Here is a 15962-nt window from a genome sequence, read left to right as displayed (position 1 = left end):
AAATTTGGAGATGTTCCAATTCCCAATCAAAATCCCAGAAATCATTTTCGGCTCCAATCTCGCATTTTTTCTCGTCTCATACCCTGATTCAGCAACGCCGGCGATCGCATTATCGAGCACTTCACGAACTATCGGCGAAGTTACCGGCACTGTTTCGGGATTTAACTGGACAGTTGGAACAGAAATTGGCTTGATACTTTTTTGCGATTGACAAGCAACACAGAGATAACTAATAATTAGAATAAACAAAAGAGTTTGCAGGCGATCGTACATTATTCAATCTCAATTTCTGCCTAAATTTTATCTAACTCGTTCCCGAAACTCCAACACCGCCTCAAGAGGATCGGGGCGTTGTACATACTCAGCCAGCAATGATAAATCTAAATTGGGCAATAACTCGCTTTGGTGGATTTTTTCATATTCGTCTCCCCGCAGATGATAAACTTCAAAGTGACGATTTTTCCAGAACCAAACTTCTTTGACGAGCCATGCCCGATTATATCATTTATCAGAATTCATGGGTTTAAAACCCCCGCAGGTTGGTGTCATGGGGAGCATCTCAGTTTTGTATTTATAGTGCTGTCCCCGCTCGCGTATTGTACAATACGCGAGCGGGGACAGCACTCAAAGAAAAAATATTTTTTACAAAACTGAGATGCTCCCGGTGTAATGTTTTTAGGGTGGGGTGTAAATCCCCATAGAAAAAACCTCCTACGACCTTTGTCAACTGTCAACTGTCAACTGTCAACTGTCAACTGTTTATCATCCCTGACAGGCAAAGCCACATCCAGAATTTCCATCAACAACTCCAGCCGCGAAGGACGAGACAACATCGGCACCAAGTTCGGCAGCGAGTAATAATCACCCGCAAATGTAAACGTTTCCACCGACACTTGCTTATCCTTCAATTGTTTTTCAACATAATCCCAGTAAGCGCCAACTCGCACAATCACCACATCAGGAATTACGCTCAAAGTGTGGCAGTATTTCTGATAAGCATCTGCAAAATAAGGTGCAGAGTTTTCGCCTTCATCTGTTACCATAATGAATTGCTCAACCACCTGCTTCTTAATCCGCATTGCTTCGATCGCACAACCGCAACTTGTGCCGCCGCCTGCGCGAATGTGCTTGAATGCGCGCTCCCAATCGCTCAATTCGCTGCCGTTTGCTTGCACTGGATAGGGCATCGTGTCAAAGGCGTAGACGAACAGCGCAGCCTCGGAAATGCCCGAAATCATGGCAGCGAGACGCTTGCCAACTTCGATCGCACTTTCCATACTTCCCGACTTGTCAACCAACAAACCCGTGGCTTTAACAATCTTGCCGCGCTTCTTCACCTGTTCGTTAGTCACCGCTTCCAGCTTCGCCGTTGTGGCTGCGTCGAACTTCGCGCCCGCACCGGCAACACTGGCTTTGTATGCAGAAACCCGATCGCACTTGGCGGCTTCATCCAACTTCGAGTCAATCAACAGCTTGACTTCCGGGTGATCCATCGCGCCGCGAGACTGAATTGATTTCAGGTTGTTGATGACTTCCTGCGGCGACATCGAATTAATCAGCGCTGCTAACACCGTTGGCGTGAGCATTTTGATCGCACCAACTGCGATCGTATAGGGAATCTTGTATTCAACAATCAAATTCGCCTGTTCCGCAGGAGTCGCAGCCTTCGCTAACTGCTTCAAAACAAATGCCAGCGAGTCTTCCGGCGGATTGTCCTTAAACAGAATAGCATTAGCTCGATCGCTCGGCTTGACGTGCAGAGTCGCGTATAAGTGCTTCATCGCCTTGCGGTTGCGGATGGCGGCGCGATCGAAAAACTGGGCATTCTTTTCGCGCGATCGCAGATAGCGAGTGACAGCAGTGCGCGCGCTGCGAGGCAGCTTATTTTGGTGCTGCTTCATAAAGTCCACAATCCGCGAAACCTCGTAGGGCGGGAACTCTTGTAACATCATAAACCCGGCGTCTCGGTGCTCTGTCAGCGCCGAAGTCAGCAAGTTTCCGGCAAAAACTTCCTTGTGGTCGCGCACGTCGCCGTGACGCTGATACCACACTGCTAAATGACCGTAAAAAATTGGATCTAATTCGATAATTAACTTGTGAATTTCTGTCACCTTTTCCAGTTGTCGGTGAGGTGTGGTGAGCAGACTGTTGAGCATTTCTAAACGTAAATCGCGCTCTGCTGTATTCATTGGTGCGGCCTCCAGTTGTGGTTTTGGATTGGCGATTTTGGATTTTCAATTATTAGGAATATCCAAAAATCTGCGGGTGGCAGTTGTTGCACGCTTGGCAATGAATATCGTAGTCACCGCGCAAGTTTGAGGAGCTTTGTTTTTTTAACCTTAGAAGGGTTGGTATGTAAGCTCTTCGGATTGGGGCGCGGCAACAACTGCTATTTTAAAACTATTTCAGGGAAAATTCTGGGATTTCGATCGCCCTTAAATCCGGTTCAACCCAATTATTTCGGGCTTCGGAGGACATCAGGTGCTCGCGGGTGTAGTGGTTCCAGGGTAAAGTGCGATCGGCATATTCTGCAATCAAACCGTTAGCTAAATGTACGATCGAGCGATTCCGGCCTTCATCAGCCAAATACTCGCGCACAGTTTGCGCCCAAAACAGCGTTAGCGTTTCGTGATACCCGCTGTTTGGCGTGCTTTCAATGCCATTCACAGAGTTGTAACGTTTGATGCCATTCCGAATCGCATCGATCGCCTCTGAGTCCGATTCGCCAAACAGAAAATACCATAAAGCAACGGTTAAATGGGCTTCGTGCGTCCATTGGCTGCGCGGGAGGCTGCATTCTTGGAAGGCGTGGAGGAGGGTATCTATCTCGTAGGGCGATCGGTAAATTGCAAGTTTATTGCTCATAGCTAATACCCAATCAATTTCTTAGTCCGCGGAGGCGGACATCGTTTGTGTAGTAGCGGTTTCAACCGCCGACTCATGTCTTTTAACTTTTACTGAGTTGTTCCATGATGAACTTAATTTGCTTCTTGTTGCACTGACGTTTGCTCGCAGTATACTTCCATGTTTTGACACGGGAGTAATATTGATGAATTACCTCCAATTCTTCCCGATCGGCCAGCTCGAAAAGATACCAAATGCCATCTAGCTTTTGATAATGATGGTAATCATCGATCTTGAGAAAATCATCAGGCTTTTTCGGAGGTAATTTTCGTACCTTGTTTGCCAAGCAGAGTATCCGCGTCTCAGGATGAACGTAAAGTTCCTCTCTCCTAGAACCAAGTTGACGCCCATATCGGCGATCGCAAACAATTCCATCAACCAACACAACATCTCTTTCCACATAACCCCAAACATGGGAGAGAATATGTTTTCCAGACAGCGTAGTTATATCAAGAATTTGACACAATTCGTGGTAGATATCATCCCAATCTTGTCCTATTTTGCTCCGCAGCCAGCGAGATAAAGGCCCCAGACAATCTGAAAAATATTTGCTTTTTCTTTTCAGCTTGAGTAGATAAGGGTTAAAGATTCCATCAGTGCAAGCTGCCTCAGTAATTTCTTTCAGATGTCTCCGGTTTCCTGGTACTTTTTTTAAGCTAGCTCTCCAGCCACCGCGAGGCCGTTCGATGACGATTCTATCTAATCGGTGTTCGCTCATAGCAATTAACAATTGTAAATTAAATTATCCTAGTCATGGATGAACTTTTGACAAAGAAACAGATTTGTTTGCCTAATCTACGGACTACACCGAAAAAAATGCTTCATTCAGTTGACAGTTGACAGTTGACAGTTGACAGTTGACAAAAGAAAGAAGAGGATTAGAGTTAATGAATAGTCTGATTTTAATTTCTCCCTACAAGTGTTCCGGGTGTAAACCAATTCTTTCTGGCAATAAACCCGGTTTCTAGCCATCCGCGAGCAATTTATGTAAAATGTGACCAAATTTAAAACACTTCGCGCAAGTCAAAAAAGCTTTAAGCACAGCCGTTCTTACCAGTTTTACCTAGCAGTGGACGCGCAAACCTCATCTAGAACTAGAGACTCGGAATGCTTCCCTAATTCGATCGCTCGAATATCAGTACCTTAGGGCAGTTATATTTACTAAAGTGTGTAAGCTTCATCAGTTAGGGCGCGAAGTGTTTCGTTTGTAACAAGGAATTCAGTTGTTCAAAAATTGGAAGTTCCGCGCAAGTTTAAAAAGCGGTTTAACAGACCGATTGCTCTACCCCTGAGCTACAGCCTCTTAAACGAGACTGACAGGATTTGAACCTGTGACTAATCGGTGGTATCGTGTGTATGCGCTTCCTATGTTAGGGCGCGGAACTGAAGATTCAAGAGCGGATAGTTTCCCTTGTTTTCCATAAGGTTTGTAGTGAGGACTTCAGTCCTTCTTTTCTGCGGACTAAAGTCATCACTACAAACCTTTTTCATGAAGAAAGTTGAATCAAAGTGTTGTGATAGTAAAAGTCACCTCGCGCAAGTCAAGAAAGCCGTTGTTCATACGCAGGAGTTGAACCTGCAACTTTTCTTTAAAGAGAAATGCTCTACCAAGAGCGAGTATGTAAGCTTCCTTTGTGAGGGCGCGAAGTGGAACTTTTAACCGCGTGACAGATATAAAAACTTCAGGTATTAGAGGCGGCGCACGAGTCAGAGAAGCTTTGTTTTTTAGGAATTGAACCTACTATTCGATTTTTAGTCGAACGTTCGCCAGTTTGTAAGCTTCTTTAGTTGGGGTGCGCCTCGACAATTGATGATTTTTTATACCGCGCAAGTTTGAAAAGCTTTTGACAACTTCTAGCGTGTTTACCATTTCACCATAAAAGCCGAAGCCTTCAGCGGGACTTGAACCCGCAATCTTTTCAGAACTAGAACCCTAATGTTTGTAGGCTTCTCGAATTGGGGCGCGGAATAAAAGTAAATTCCTATCCGTAAACCGCCTCTGGGCGGACAATTAAATCACCGCTGGGACGGCGATCTAGCACGTAAGACTCGAAGCGATCGCTCTTGACATCAAAATGATTGGCTAGACGTTCCTGAATTGTTTTGTCGCTCATTCCTACCGTGATACCCAGTTGGTTTTCTGCCACATCATAGGAACGTCCTTCAAAACGAATGTGAACCATAACTGTTACCTCCTTAAGCGATTTTAGATTTTAGATTTTAGATTTTGGATTAGTAGCTTTTCTGCTGTTTAGTTGTGGCGTTAGTCGGTAAAAATTGCCAGCATTCGCATCTGCGCCCACACGACAATTTTTACATAAACAAACGCCGCTCTAAATGGTAAGCTTGTTTGAGATGGCGGATTTCTTCAGTCTTTTTTGCCGATCGCGCTCGATCGCAACTGTGTTGTTCTGAATCCGCCCCAGATTCGTTGAAATTCGGCTGTTTTGGTACAATATCTGACTCAGATCGAGTCAGTCTGTAACTGAACAGTCTCGTGAAAAGTAACAACATAACAATTAAGTCTCTATTGCAAGACTTTCAAATTGATGTTCCTTGAAATCTCGAACGCTATTTAGTTGTCAAGGTTCAGATTTGGTACAAAAAATGCAGGTTTTTGGCTCTCCTGCGCTTTCCATATGTTTATGCTACACACATACTACAGAAGTGTCAAGGGGGTAGGAAAAGTTTTTTAGATACAGGTACGTTGTTGCGCTTCAGCGCTCTTAATATATGAAAGAGCGCTGAAGCGCAACAACGTACCTAGTGCGATCGCGAACTTTGCACCCGGGCCCAGAAACCCGGTTTCTACGAGAAATACTGTTTGGTGACAAGGCATACACAGAGAAACCGGGTTTCTTGAATCCTGCGCGTAAATCCCGATCGCCCAACTGCTCAAACATCTTTAATATAGGAAATGCTATCGCGAATATTGTGGAAGCCCGCAGACTCGTAAAGTCGCAATGCACCGGAAGGATTTGCAGTATCCACGCCGAGAATCGCAGTCTCGACACCGGCAGCTTTTAGTCGCTGCAAACCAGCCAGCAACATCGCTCGTCCCAATCCAAGTTTGCGGAAACCGCGCCGCGTACCAAGAACAGCAATCCAGCCTTCATTTCGTCCAGTACGATCGCACTCCTCGACATTAATTTCGCAATAACAGAAAGCTGCAAAAGTCCCGTCAGCAGCAACTGCAATCAAGTCTAAATCCTTTCTGTAACTGGGTTTTGCTAAATCGTATTTGAATTTCTCGACTGTTAAATCGTGGTGATTCCAGTGATCGATAAACGACTGGTTGAACATTTCTACCCAAGCTTCCGAATCCTGTTCGCCGGGGAATAGACGCAGCGCAAAACCTTCTGGGAATTGGGGCTCTGCGATCGGTTCCGTGAGCGATCGCGCCATGCGACAAAAATAGCGATCGACCCTAAAACCGCAATTTGTGAGCACAGAAATGCGATCGGCATCCTGTGTCCTAACCCCCGATCGCAGCTTCACCTGCGCGCCCCGCAATGATGCTACCTCGCGCATCCGCCTTTCGCCCCAAGCCACTGCCGCCACTTCCACATCTCCGCAGCGCGCCTCGGGGCGGACTGAAAACGACAGCCAACCATCGATGACTGTCCCAGGTTCAGAAATCCACAACTCGGCAAAACCGATTAATTTGCCGCCTGCATCTTCCCAAAGACAGATATCGCGCGCTAAATCTCGGGAGGGTTGGTTAAATTCTTGTTGCAATTCCGAGATGGAAGTGCCTTGATCGAGCCGATCGACTTCTTCGCAAGTATTGATTAAATCGGCGATCGCAGTTAAATCGCTTTCGCCCGCATAGCAGCGCGCCGAGAGATTTGCCATCATAGCTAATCACCATTTTCGGTTATCGATCAATTTTAAAATAGCTTGGGCGATCGATCGAAGTGCGATCATCTTCCAGGGCTTCCCTAACTGGTGAGTCGATCGGGCGATCGACATTTCTGTTCAGAATCCGCCGATCGTGGTATGGAGATGTTTGTTAAACGAAAAAATGTGCTTTTCGCGACCAAAGTAACAAATTGTTACTTTGTTTCTCAGGAATGAGACCTCTGTCTCATTCCTTAGATATATTCAAGACCATCAAGTTCGTCACCAAGTTGACCAACTGAGATAAGAAATAATTTTTCGTCTAAGTTAAGGAGAACTCAATGCTTGACGCTTTTTCAAGAGCTGTAGTTTCAGCCGATGCCAGCACCTCCACCGTTGGTGATATTGCTGCCCTTAGAGCTTTCGTTGCCAGCGGCAACCGACGCTTGGATGCTGTAAACGCGATCGCCAGCAACGCTAGCTGTATGGTTTCCGACGCTGTTGCCGGTATGATCTGCGAAAACCAAGGCTTGATCCAAGCCGGTGGTAACTGCTACCCTAACCGTCGCATGGCTGCTTGCTTGCGCGACGCAGAAATCATCTTGCGCTATGTCACCTACGCCTTGTTGGCTGGTGATGCTTCAGTTCTTGATGACCGTTGCTTGAATGGTTTGAAAGAAACCTACGCAGCTTTGGGCGTACCCACCACCTCCACCGTGCGTGCAGTTCAAATCATGAAGGCTCAAGCCGCTGCTCACATCCAAGACAACCCCAGCGAAAAATTTGCTGGTGCTAAGTTGCGGAAAATGGGATCTATCGTAGTTGAAGATCGTTGCGCCAGCCTCGTTGCCGAATCTTCCAGCTACTTCGACCGTATCATTTCTGCACTGAGCTAGTCAATTGCTAATCGCAATCCGCTCAGCAAAATTGAAACTACGCTCACTGTCAAAATCACTTTAGGAGATTTAAGGAAATGAAATCAGTTCTCACCACCGCTATCGCCTCTGCTGATGCAGCAGGTCGCTTTCCTAGCACCTCTGATCTAGAATCAGTTCAAGGTTCTATCCAACGCTCTGCTGCTCGTTTAGAAGCTGCTGAAAAATTGGGCGCCAACCTGGATGCAGTTGCTAAAGAAGCTTATGATGCTTGCATCAAAAAGTATCCTTACTTGAACGAATCCGGTCAAGCTAACTCCACCGATACTTTCAAAGCAAAATGCCACCGCGACATCAAGCACTACCTGCGCTTGGTTCAATACTGCTTGGTAGTTGGCGGCACAGGCCCTCTTGATGAATGGGGTATTGCTGGTCAACGCGAAGTCTATCGCGCTTTGAGCTTGCCTACTGCTCCTTACGTTGAAGCATTAAGCTTTGCTCGTAACCGTGGTTGCACTCCTCGCGATATGTCTGCTCAAGCTTTGACTGAGTACAACGCTCTTCTTGACTACGCCATCAACTCCCTGTCCTAATTAATTAGACAGGTTTGTAATGTCGTGACTGGGTAATTTTTACCCCGACAAGTCTAGGAAATCTTGGCTCGTTGCTCTACCGATTTGGGTAAAGTAAGGGTAAAGAATTCCTGGGCTTGTTATTGTGTTTTAATAGGCATATGCTAATTTCTATCGGGCATCGGGCATCGGGCATCGGGCATCGGGCATCGGTAGCCCACTCTCCTCTTCTCCCATTCTCCCCCTCCCCACTCTATGGATAAACGCTTTTTTAGTTTTTTTAATTTAACAGAAGACCAGGCGATCGCCCTTTTAGATACGCCACAAGACCAAATCGGCGAAGAGGATTCCCGCTACATAGCCGCTTCCCATCTGATAAACTTTCCCACAGAGCGATCGATCGCAGCACTGATCCGAGCAGTACAGCAAACCGATCCGGTGCTAGAAAACCGGATTGTGCGCCGCAAGTCGGTGGAAACCTTGGGAAGACTGCAAGCTGTCCAAGCATTGCCGGTGATTCGCACCTGTCTGAGCGATGATGACTGCTACACCGTCGAAAATGCCGTTTGGGCGATCGGCGAAATTGGCACTCAAGACAGCGATATTTTAGAAGAAGTAGCTCAATTGCTCGATAAACCAGGACAAACCTACCGAGTAATCATCCACACCCTGACTAAATTAGATTATCAACCAGCCGAGACCAGAATTCGCAAATTTGTTGACGATCTCGATCCACCGACTGCTAGTGCTGCGATCGCCGCAATTTGCCGCCTAACCAGAGACTTTTCTAAAATGGGACAAGTTGTCGCCATGCTGCAACACAAAAATGTCCTAGGGCGCAGACTATCAATTCAGGATTTGATTGACGCCCACCACTACGAGGCCATTCCCAACATTGCCAAATGTCCCGTATCTTTAGTCTTTCGGCTGAGGGGAATTCGGATGCTAGCAGCAGCCGGAATCGCCGACAAATCCCTTACCTTTGACACCATTCAACCCTATTTAGAACAAACCTTACGGGATCAACCAGGGGATTTAGATTTAGTCCACAGCTATGAAGAATTACCAGAATTACCGTTTCTGATTAACCAATTATACGAAACGGATTTTGGTCGTTGCTATTTAGCAACTAAAACAATTTTAGAACATTATTCAGAGGAGGCACCGGCAGCCCTGTTTGCCACCTTTGCAGAAGAAGGAAACAATGATTATGGAGCGCATTTTCATGTAGTAAAATTGTTTGGTTGGCTCAAACACTCTCCCGCCTACGATTTGTTATTGGAAGCTTTGAATAACCCCCAACCCCAGTTTCAGAAATCCCGTGCGGCGGCTGCGATCGCCCTAGGGGAACTCGGAGAAAAGCGTGCTATTCCAGAATTGAAAACCTGTCTGGAAACTAAAATCTGGGATTTGAAGTATGCTGCATTAATGGCACTAGAAAAACTTGGTGATGTTAGTGGTTATGAAGTTGCTGCGGCTGACCAAGATTGGTTAGTTCAAGCTAAAATAGATGCTCATACTTCTTTAACATCTGAAATATAGTAGGGACACGGCAGTGCCGTGTCCCTACAGCCGGACACGGCAGTGCCGTGTCCCTACCTGAGACGGGAGGCAGAAACCGGGTTTTTTTACCAAAATACTGCATCCCAGCTTTTAATACTGGTAAAAACCCGGTTTCTTAGATATTTATGCGTCCAGGATTGTTAATTCAGCTTAAATTAGAAAACCTAAAACCCCAAAAATTATGACAACAGATGCTTTGTTTGAAAAACTAAAACACCCGAATCCTCATATGCGCGATCGGGCGATGTTTGAAATTGCCGATTCCCGCGATGAAAATACAATTCCTCGACTGGTGGCCATTTTAGACGACGAAGATGTCACCTATCGTCGGGCGGCGGTGAAGGTGTTAGGTGCGATCGGTGAGGATGCCATATCACCGGTGGTTGACGCCATGTTAAACAGTGAGAATGTGACTGTGCGAGGGAGTGCGGCGAAGGTATTGGCGCAAGTTGCGATTAATTATCCAGAGTTGCCTTTCCCAGAAGTGGGCTTGCAGGGATTGAAAAAGGCGATCGATGATGCTAATCCTGTGGTGCATATTGCAGCCGTGATGGCCTTGGGGCAGATGGGTTCCTCTGCGTTCGAGATTTTGGTGGAATCGCTGAATACAACGGATAATGTAGCGGTACAGGTGGCGATTGTGAGTGCATTGGCTTCTGTGGGCGATCGACGTTGTGTAGAAGTTCTCACCACATTTGCGAATGATGAAACCGTGGATTCCTATGTGCGGGAATCAGCGACAAGTTCTTTATCGCGATTGGATTTGGTGATGAATTATAAGCGTGCAGAATAGTTAGGTTTATAGTAGCGTGTTGAACGATATGTAAGCAAAAATTGTAATGGTCAGAAAAACTCACCCAAAGCCAGAAGTTGAGGATGCGTTGAGATACGCTGAAAAAAATGGATGGCGCGTTGATGTTGGTGGTTCTCATGCTTGGGGGAAAATTTATTGTCCCTACAACGATAAAGAGTGTAGAAGCGGGATTTTTTGTATATCCAGTATTTGGAGTACCCCAAAAAACTCAGGGAATCATGGAAAACAAATTCGCCGAGTAGTGGATAATTGCACAAAGCATAACGATGTGAATGAGTCTTCCTCGGAGGAGGAATAAAAAATGAACGAGTATGATTTTACTTTGAAGTTTAATCTGAACAATTCCCCAGCCGATCCTGATGATTTTATTGAGAGACTGTATGCAAGTGGCTGTGACGATGCCTTAATTGGAGTTGGAAATAAAGAATATGTAGCACTAAATTTTATCCGCGAGGGATCGTCGGCTTATGAAGCTATTTCTAGTGCGATTAATGATATCAAAAAAGCTGTTCCAAGTGTTACTCTAATTGAAGCAGCACCAGATTTAGTTGGCTTGACGGATGCAGCTAAAATTCTGGGTTATACTCAACTGCAAATGAGAAATCTCTCGATCGAAAGCAAATCAAGATTTCCGATTCCTGTTTATGAAGGTACACATTCTATTTGGCATTTAGCGGAAATTTTAATTTGGTTGCGCGAAAATCGAATGCACTCAATTGATGATACGCTGTTAGATATCGCTCAAACCAATATGAATATTAACATTGCCACGAGTTGGCAAAAGATCCCTCTTGATACCCAAGAAAGTATCAAGGCGCTGGCTGTTTAGACTGGTTTGTGCGATATTACTGAGGCACATTGCAATCTAAGGAAAACACCAATGAAAATTAAAGTCAAAAATCTTGGTGCCCTAAAACAAGCCGAATTCACCCTTGGCGAGTTGACAATTATTTGTGGCGGCAACAATACCGGAAAGACCTACGCTACCTATGCACTGTTTGGCTTTTTGTTTACTTGGCGGCAGATTTTGGCGATCGACATTAACGACAACAAAATCCAGCAACTCCTTGCGGACGGCGTAATCCATCTAGACATACAAGAATATGTCAAACAGGCAGAGCAAATTGTTTTTAAAGCTTGTCAAGTTTATACACAGCAATTGCCTCATATTTTTGCAGCGCCGGCTAAAAGATTTAAAAAAACAGAGTTTCAGGTAAACCTAGACATCAAAAATATTACCTTGGCAAGCCAATTTCAGTCAACACTAGGATCTGCAAATGTCGAATTATTCTCGATGACCAAAAGAGAAGATAGTAGAGAATTAGTTGTCACCTTGCTCGTTGAAAAAGAAAAGGCAAAAATTCCCAATGAAATACTTAAAAAAACCATTGCCGATGCACTGAAACATATTATTTTTGCCGAAATTATTCCTCGTCCTTTTATCGCTAGTGCAGAAAGAACTGGTGCAGCTATTTTTCGCAAAGAGTTGAATTTTGCCCGTAATAGATTGCTTGAACAAATGGGTAAAAGCAACAATAATATCCATCCCATTGAACTCTTATTTAAGGCTTATCAGGACTACGCCCTGCCGATACAGACAAACGTAGAATTTACCAGGGAACTTGAAAGCATTGTTAAAAAAAGCAGTTTTATTGCTGAGGAACATCCTGATATACTGGCAGATTTTGCTGACATAATCGGCGGCCAATACACTGTTACCCGTAATGATGAACTTTATTATGAGCCGAATGGTAAAAGGATCAAGCTTTCTATGGATGAAAGTTCTAGTGCTGTGCGTTCTCTATTAGACATCGGTTTTTACCTAAAACATGAGGCTCAGATTGGTGATTTACTGATGATAGATGAACCAGAATTAAATCTACATCCTGAAAACCAGCGCCGCGTCGCACGGCTATTTGCCCGCTTGGTAAATCTGGGTATTAAGGTTTTTATTACCACCCACAGCGATTACATTATTAAAGAACTGAATACGTTGATTATGCTTAACCATGACAAACCTCATCTGAAGCGAGTTGCTGAAGAAGAAGGTTATCGGGAAGTAGAACTAATTTCGTCTAACAAAATCAAAGTTTATATTGCGGAAGAGGCAGGGAGTACAAAAACAAATAAATGTCAAACGCTGACACCAGCCGATATTGACCCAGAAATGGGTATTGAAGCCCGCAGTTTTGATACAACTATTGAAACGATGAACAGGATTCAGGAATCGATTGTTTGGGGTCAGGATTAATGTCTGATATTGCTATCCTCAAAGAGATGATTAAGGAAAGTGCTACAGTACCATTGGAAGAACACAAAGGTAAAAAGCAAGTTATACTCAAAGAATCTCCGCCTGCTGACTATTCTGTAACGATTGATGGAATGCCTGATGATGCTCAAGTTATTGTTATTAAGGCAGATGCTTTCCCAGCACCAAGCAAGATTTTTACTAGCTCAAAAGGTCAGTGCAAACGCGCAGATTTTGTGATTATTGCTGATACTCCCACAGAAAAAATCATCTTTTGTATTGAGATGAAGAAAAAGAAAGGCCAGAATAAAAACATTATCCAGCAACTAACGGGCGCAAAATGCTTTGTTGACTATTGTCAGGAAATCGGCAAAGCATTTTGGAATCAACAGAACTTCCTTGAGGCTTATGAATATCGTTTTGTCAGTATCGGTCATATTAGCATTTCCAAAGGAAAAACACGTAATAGTCGCTCAACTGAGACTAATGACCGTTTAACTGAGATTCATGACCGTCCTGATAGGATGCTGAAAATTAGTAGACCCAATAAACTTCAGTTCAATCATTTGATCTACGGGAGATAGATAGTTTTGTGAACGTCAAAATCAGCGCTTCAGGACTTATCTATGACCTTCCAAACAGCTTTTTACCTTTTACCCCTTCCTCCTTTCAACCTTAAAAACATCCTCAATACTTTTCCCAGATGTTTTTTCCTCCCAGCCCATCGCCATCAAAAAACTCTCAGCAGACGCAGTTTCCACCACATCAACCCCCCATTCTCCCGTTTGCAGCGCCTCAACATCGCTACTCAATGGCGGAGTCTTTTTCAATCCCGCTAAAATCAAAACATCAGGAAAAGAATCATCAACTTTTCCTTGACTCATCCGCTTATTTACCAAAGATTCAGCGCAAAACTCCCCAACTTGAGGTGGCGCAAAATCATTAGTAGAAAATAAAACTTCTACCATCCAATGAGCGTGATTTAATTGACGGCACTTAATCTGAGGATATTGACTTAAACCCTCAGCAAATACCAAAGTCAAATCTTCTCTACTTAAGGTTGGAAAGATACCCTCTTGCATATCAAAATTGTGGGAAAGCAACATCCGCCCTGTTCCAGATTCTGTCATATTTTTAGTTACTTAATTTGAGAAATTGCTAACTTAATTACTCCTTGCACAGCCGCCTCTGATTCCTTGGCTAATGCAGCTTGTAGCGGCTCGATCGCACTTCGATCGCCCACTTTCATCAAAGACAAGGCCGCCGCCCTGCGACTTTCGCCATCGCCATGATGCAGCAACTCAATCAGGTTGGGGATTGCAGGCTTATAGGCGAGATTTCCCAAAGCAGCCGCCGCCTCGCAACGCACGTCAACATCAACATCCGTTAGAGACTTCACTAAAATCTCAAATAAGTCGGCTTTGGGCTCTTCCTGGGCTACTTTGGCGATCGCCCCAACCACCGCCCCACGCACCACAGGCGAATCAGAGGCGATCGCCCGATACAAATACTCCTTCGCACCCGCCCCAATAAACGCCAACGCCCAAGCCGCATGACCGATCGTACTTTCCGGCAAATCGGTAGATGCTAAAATATCCAACAAAGCCTGCACAGAAGGTTCACCAATCCTCGCCAGCGCCCCAATAGACGAACCCTTAACCACCGTATCCTCATCATTCAACAAAGCATGAATTAAATTAGGAACAGCAGTCGGATCGCCAATCAAAGTCAGAGTTTTACCCGCAGCACGCCGCACAACCGGATTAACATGATTTCCCAAAGCATCCAACAAAAAAGGAGTCGCCGCTTCACCAATTTCCGCCAGAGTTTCCGCACAACGCAGTCGAGTCATCCCCCGCGTATCACCCAAAGATTCAACCAGACTCCTCAAAAGCTCAGCATCATTAACATCAAAAGTATCTAAATCTATTTGTTCAGTAACTTGTTGAAGCAAAGCATCTGTTTCGGCATGAGCTAACACAATTGCAGCATCTTGGGATTGAGCATTAGAATTGACCATCATTGCCACCTAATTATTAGTAGTTATCGCCGCCAATTGAGTGCGGAGACTGTCTAGTCCAGCATCAATTTTAGCAAGTTCCGGCTCAATTTTAGCCATAGCTGCTTTCTGTGGTAGCTTAGCCTTTTGTGCCGCCGCCATCGTTTCATTCACCAAACGTTCCCGATACCGCTCAAATTCGGCAATGACTTCCACCAATTCTTCAGCCTCTATCTGTGTTGAATCTTCTGTTAAATCTGCGGCAGATTCATCACGAGCCGATGTTGTCAATTCTTCGTTTTCAGACATAGTTTTGAGAGTTTAATAACAGTTGAAAACAGTTAGGCGATCGAGTTCAGTTAAACTCACATCATACAGGATTCTTAGGAACTGGCAAGATGCCAGTTCCACAACCAATTAATTTTATTGTGGGGCGGGCATCTTGCCCGCCCAGTTAGTTGCTTGTGGGGTGGGCATCCTGCCCGCCCAGTGGCTTGTGGGGTGGGCATCGAACTGGCAAGATGCCAGTTCCACAACCAATTAATTTTATTGTGGGGTGGGCATCCTGCCCGCCCAGTGGAGAAATACAACGACGCTCAGAACAGTATGCCATTTGTTTAACCCCATTGCTCATTTGAACCGTCATCACCCGCACTCGAAAATGATCGTTAATAAACCAACAGCGTTCCTGTCCTTGATTTGTCTCATATTCCGTCTCAATAGTCAATACCCCATCATCAGCAAAATGGTAAATACCAATTACCGGAATACCTTCAACGTAGCCTCTATTTCTGAGAAACTTACCCATTTTCGGGTTATTGGGATTGGGTACATCGATAAGTATTGCAGCATAATTTTGGTTCGGGATGGCATCATCCAAATTATCTTGCCACATAAAACTGCATCCCCCACTAACCAAAGCAGGATCTACATTTTGCTGTTGACAAACCTCTAAAACTCTGGGATCATCAATTGATAAGACATCAATCATGACATTGGATTCTCCCGACTCATCAGCAGCAGCAGTATCAAAATTGTGGACTGTTCGCTGAGTGAACCAAACGCCCTCACTCTTGCGAAAGAAATCCATCATAGTCATCGGTGGTGTTAGCAGCATTTCTATGTCAACTTAGCGAGAGGAATCAAG

At 44.9% G+C, this 15962-nt stretch carries 18 protein-coding genes; 7 read left to right on the top strand and 11 right to left on the bottom strand.

Features of this window, described 5'->3' with window-relative positions; all coding sequences use genetic code 11:
* The 7 genes from JGK20_RS23755 to JGK20_RS23725 form a co-directional block, all read right to left on the bottom strand.
* Nucleotides 1-273: hypothetical protein (locus JGK20_RS23755; protein ID WP_293232377.1), on the bottom strand; the 273-nt coding region annotated here is incomplete at its 3' end.
* Between the two features lie 464 nt (nt 274-737).
* Nucleotides 738-2189 (bottom strand): hypothetical protein, encoded by a 1452-nt coding sequence (locus tag JGK20_RS23750; protein ID WP_293232375.1) that lies wholly within the window; start codon nt 2187-2189, stop codon nt 738-740.
* A gap of 211 nt (nt 2190-2400) precedes the next feature.
* Nucleotides 2401-2865, bottom strand: coding sequence for a hypothetical protein (locus tag JGK20_RS23745; RefSeq protein WP_293232373.1), 465 nt, complete (start codon nt 2863-2865; stop codon nt 2401-2403).
* Nucleotides 2866-2947: 82 nt separating this feature from the next.
* Nucleotides 2948-3622, bottom strand: a complete 675-nt coding sequence (locus JGK20_RS23740; RefSeq protein ID WP_293185006.1) for a hypothetical protein — start codon at nt 3620-3622, stop codon at nt 2948-2950.
* Nucleotides 3623-4886: 1264 nt separating this feature from the next.
* A complete protein-coding gene (locus JGK20_RS23735) occupies nt 4887-5087 on the bottom strand; it encodes a hypothetical protein (RefSeq protein ID WP_293185005.1) in 201 nt (66 codons plus the stop codon).
* 130 nt (nt 5088-5217) lie between these two features.
* The gene (locus JGK20_RS23730) at nt 5218-5418 is read right to left on the bottom strand and encodes a radical SAM protein (RefSeq protein WP_293185004.1); all 201 of its coding nucleotides are present in this window, start codon (nt 5416-5418) and stop codon (nt 5218-5220) included.
* Between the two features lie 381 nt (nt 5419-5799).
* The gene (locus JGK20_RS23725; RefSeq protein WP_293232371.1) at nt 5800-6762 is read right to left on the bottom strand and encodes a GNAT family N-acetyltransferase; all 963 of its coding nucleotides are present in this window, start codon (nt 6760-6762) and stop codon (nt 5800-5802) included.
* Between the two features lie 323 nt (nt 6763-7085).
* On the opposite strand from JGK20_RS23725, the gene cpeB reads away from it, so the two are divergent.
* The 7 genes from cpeB (at nt 7086) to JGK20_RS23690 (ending at nt 13400) form a co-directional block, all read left to right on the top strand.
* Nucleotides 7086-7640: a C-phycoerythrin subunit beta gene (cpeB, locus tag JGK20_RS23720; RefSeq protein ID WP_293185001.1), complete on the top strand. Its 555-nt coding sequence runs from the start codon at nt 7086-7088 to the stop codon at nt 7638-7640.
* 77 nt (nt 7641-7717) lie between these two features.
* Nucleotides 7718-8212: a bleomycin hydrolase gene (locus tag JGK20_RS23715; protein ID WP_293184999.1), complete on the top strand. Its 495-nt coding sequence runs from the start codon at nt 7718-7720 to the stop codon at nt 8210-8212.
* A gap of 234 nt (nt 8213-8446) precedes the next feature.
* Complete coding sequence (locus JGK20_RS23710) at nt 8447-9733, top strand: HEAT repeat domain-containing protein (protein WP_293232369.1); 1287 nt, start codon at nt 8447-8449, stop codon at nt 9731-9733.
* A 202-nt stretch (nt 9734-9935) separates the two neighbouring features.
* The gene (locus tag JGK20_RS23705) at nt 9936-10547 is read left to right on the top strand and encodes a HEAT repeat domain-containing protein (RefSeq protein WP_293184997.1); all 612 of its coding nucleotides are present in this window, start codon (nt 9936-9938) and stop codon (nt 10545-10547) included.
* Nucleotides 10548-10869: 322 nt separating this feature from the next.
* Entirely contained in the window at nt 10870-11397 is a 528-nt protein-coding gene (locus JGK20_RS23700; RefSeq protein ID WP_293192386.1) for a hypothetical protein, read from the top strand.
* Nucleotides 11398-11448: 51 nt separating this feature from the next.
* Nucleotides 11449-12819 carry an AAA family ATPase gene (locus JGK20_RS23695; protein ID WP_293192383.1) on the top strand — a complete coding sequence of 457 codons (1371 nt, stop codon included), beginning with the start codon at nt 11449-11451 and terminating at the stop codon, nt 12817-12819.
* Nucleotides 12819-13400, top strand: coding sequence for a hypothetical protein (locus JGK20_RS23690; RefSeq protein WP_293192380.1), 582 nt, complete (start codon nt 12819-12821; stop codon nt 13398-13400). Before JGK20_RS23695 ends, JGK20_RS23690 begins: the two co-directional genes overlap by 1 nt.
* Before the next feature lie 69 nt (nt 13401-13469).
* Here the strand turns inward: JGK20_RS23690 and JGK20_RS23685 are convergent, their stop codons facing one another.
* The 4 genes from JGK20_RS23685 to JGK20_RS23670 all read right to left on the bottom strand — a co-directional run bounded on the left by JGK20_RS23685 (nt 13470) and on the right by JGK20_RS23670 (nt 15932).
* Nucleotides 13470-13946, bottom strand: a complete 477-nt coding sequence (locus tag JGK20_RS23685; protein ID WP_293192377.1) for a DUF2656 domain-containing protein — start codon at nt 13944-13946, stop codon at nt 13470-13472.
* Nucleotides 13947-13954: 8 nt separating this feature from the next.
* Nucleotides 13955-14839 carry a HEAT repeat domain-containing protein gene (locus JGK20_RS23680; protein ID WP_293192375.1) on the bottom strand — a complete coding sequence of 295 codons (885 nt, stop codon included), beginning with the start codon at nt 14837-14839 and terminating at the stop codon, nt 13955-13957.
* Nucleotides 14840-14845: 6 nt separating this feature from the next.
* Nucleotides 14846-15124 (bottom strand): hypothetical protein, encoded by a 279-nt coding sequence (locus tag JGK20_RS23675; RefSeq protein WP_293184990.1) that lies wholly within the window; start codon nt 15122-15124, stop codon nt 14846-14848.
* Nucleotides 15125-15269: 145 nt separating this feature from the next.
* Entirely contained in the window at nt 15270-15932 is a 663-nt protein-coding gene (locus JGK20_RS23670) for a phycobiliprotein lyase (protein WP_293232367.1), read from the bottom strand.
* Nucleotides 15933-15962 lie beyond the last annotated feature (30 nt).

The sequence above is a fragment of the Microcoleus sp. PH2017_05_CCC_O_A genome, from assembly GCF_020738785.1.
In the GTDB taxonomy this organism is placed as follows: Bacteria; Cyanobacteriota; Cyanobacteriia; order Cyanobacteriales; family Microcoleaceae; genus Microcoleus.
Note: the sequence above shows the minus strand (reverse complement) of the source record. Positions and strands in the feature narration are given on the sequence as shown.

Excerpts from the sequence above, each read along its gene's own strand:
- JGK20_RS23750 (WP_293232375.1), bottom strand. The coding sequence starts at position 2,189 with ATGAATACAGCAGAGCGCGATTTACGTTTAGAAATGCTCAACAGTCTG.
- JGK20_RS23745 (WP_293232373.1), bottom strand. The coding sequence starts at position 2,865 with ATGAGCAATAAACTTGCAATTTACCGATCGCCCTACGAGATAGATACC.
- JGK20_RS23740 (WP_293185006.1), bottom strand. The coding sequence starts at position 3,622 with ATGAGCGAACACCGATTAGATAGAATCGTCATCGAACGGCCTCGCGGT.
- JGK20_RS23735 (WP_293185005.1), bottom strand. The coding sequence starts at position 5,087 with ATGGTTCACATTCGTTTTGAAGGACGTTCCTATGATGTGGCAGAAAAC.
- JGK20_RS23730 (WP_293185004.1), bottom strand. The coding sequence starts at position 5,418 with ATGTTGTTACTTTTCACGAGACTGTTCAGTTACAGACTGACTCGATCT.
- JGK20_RS23725 (WP_293232371.1), bottom strand. The coding sequence starts at position 6,762 with ATGATGGCAAATCTCTCGGCGCGCTGCTATGCGGGCGAAAGCGATTTA.
- cpeB (WP_293185001.1), top strand. The coding sequence starts at position 7,086 with ATGCTTGACGCTTTTTCAAGAGCTGTAGTTTCAGCCGATGCCAGCACC.
- JGK20_RS23715 (WP_293184999.1), top strand. The coding sequence starts at position 7,718 with ATGAAATCAGTTCTCACCACCGCTATCGCCTCTGCTGATGCAGCAGGT.
- JGK20_RS23710 (WP_293232369.1), top strand. The coding sequence starts at position 8,447 with ATGGATAAACGCTTTTTTAGTTTTTTTAATTTAACAGAAGACCAGGCG.
- JGK20_RS23705 (WP_293184997.1), top strand. The coding sequence starts at position 9,936 with ATGACAACAGATGCTTTGTTTGAAAAACTAAAACACCCGAATCCTCAT.
- JGK20_RS23700 (WP_293192386.1), top strand. The coding sequence starts at position 10,870 with ATGAACGAGTATGATTTTACTTTGAAGTTTAATCTGAACAATTCCCCA.
- JGK20_RS23695 (WP_293192383.1), top strand. The coding sequence starts at position 11,449 with ATGAAAATTAAAGTCAAAAATCTTGGTGCCCTAAAACAAGCCGAATTC.
- JGK20_RS23690 (WP_293192380.1), top strand. The coding sequence starts at position 12,819 with ATGTCTGATATTGCTATCCTCAAAGAGATGATTAAGGAAAGTGCTACA.
- JGK20_RS23685 (WP_293192377.1), bottom strand. The coding sequence starts at position 13,946 with ATGACAGAATCTGGAACAGGGCGGATGTTGCTTTCCCACAATTTTGAT.
- JGK20_RS23680 (WP_293192375.1), bottom strand. The coding sequence starts at position 14,839 with ATGATGGTCAATTCTAATGCTCAATCCCAAGATGCTGCAATTGTGTTA.
- JGK20_RS23675 (WP_293184990.1), bottom strand. The coding sequence starts at position 15,124 with ATGTCTGAAAACGAAGAATTGACAACATCGGCTCGTGATGAATCTGCC.
- JGK20_RS23670 (WP_293232367.1), bottom strand. The coding sequence starts at position 15,932 with ATGCTGCTAACACCACCGATGACTATGATGGATTTCTTTCGCAAGAGT.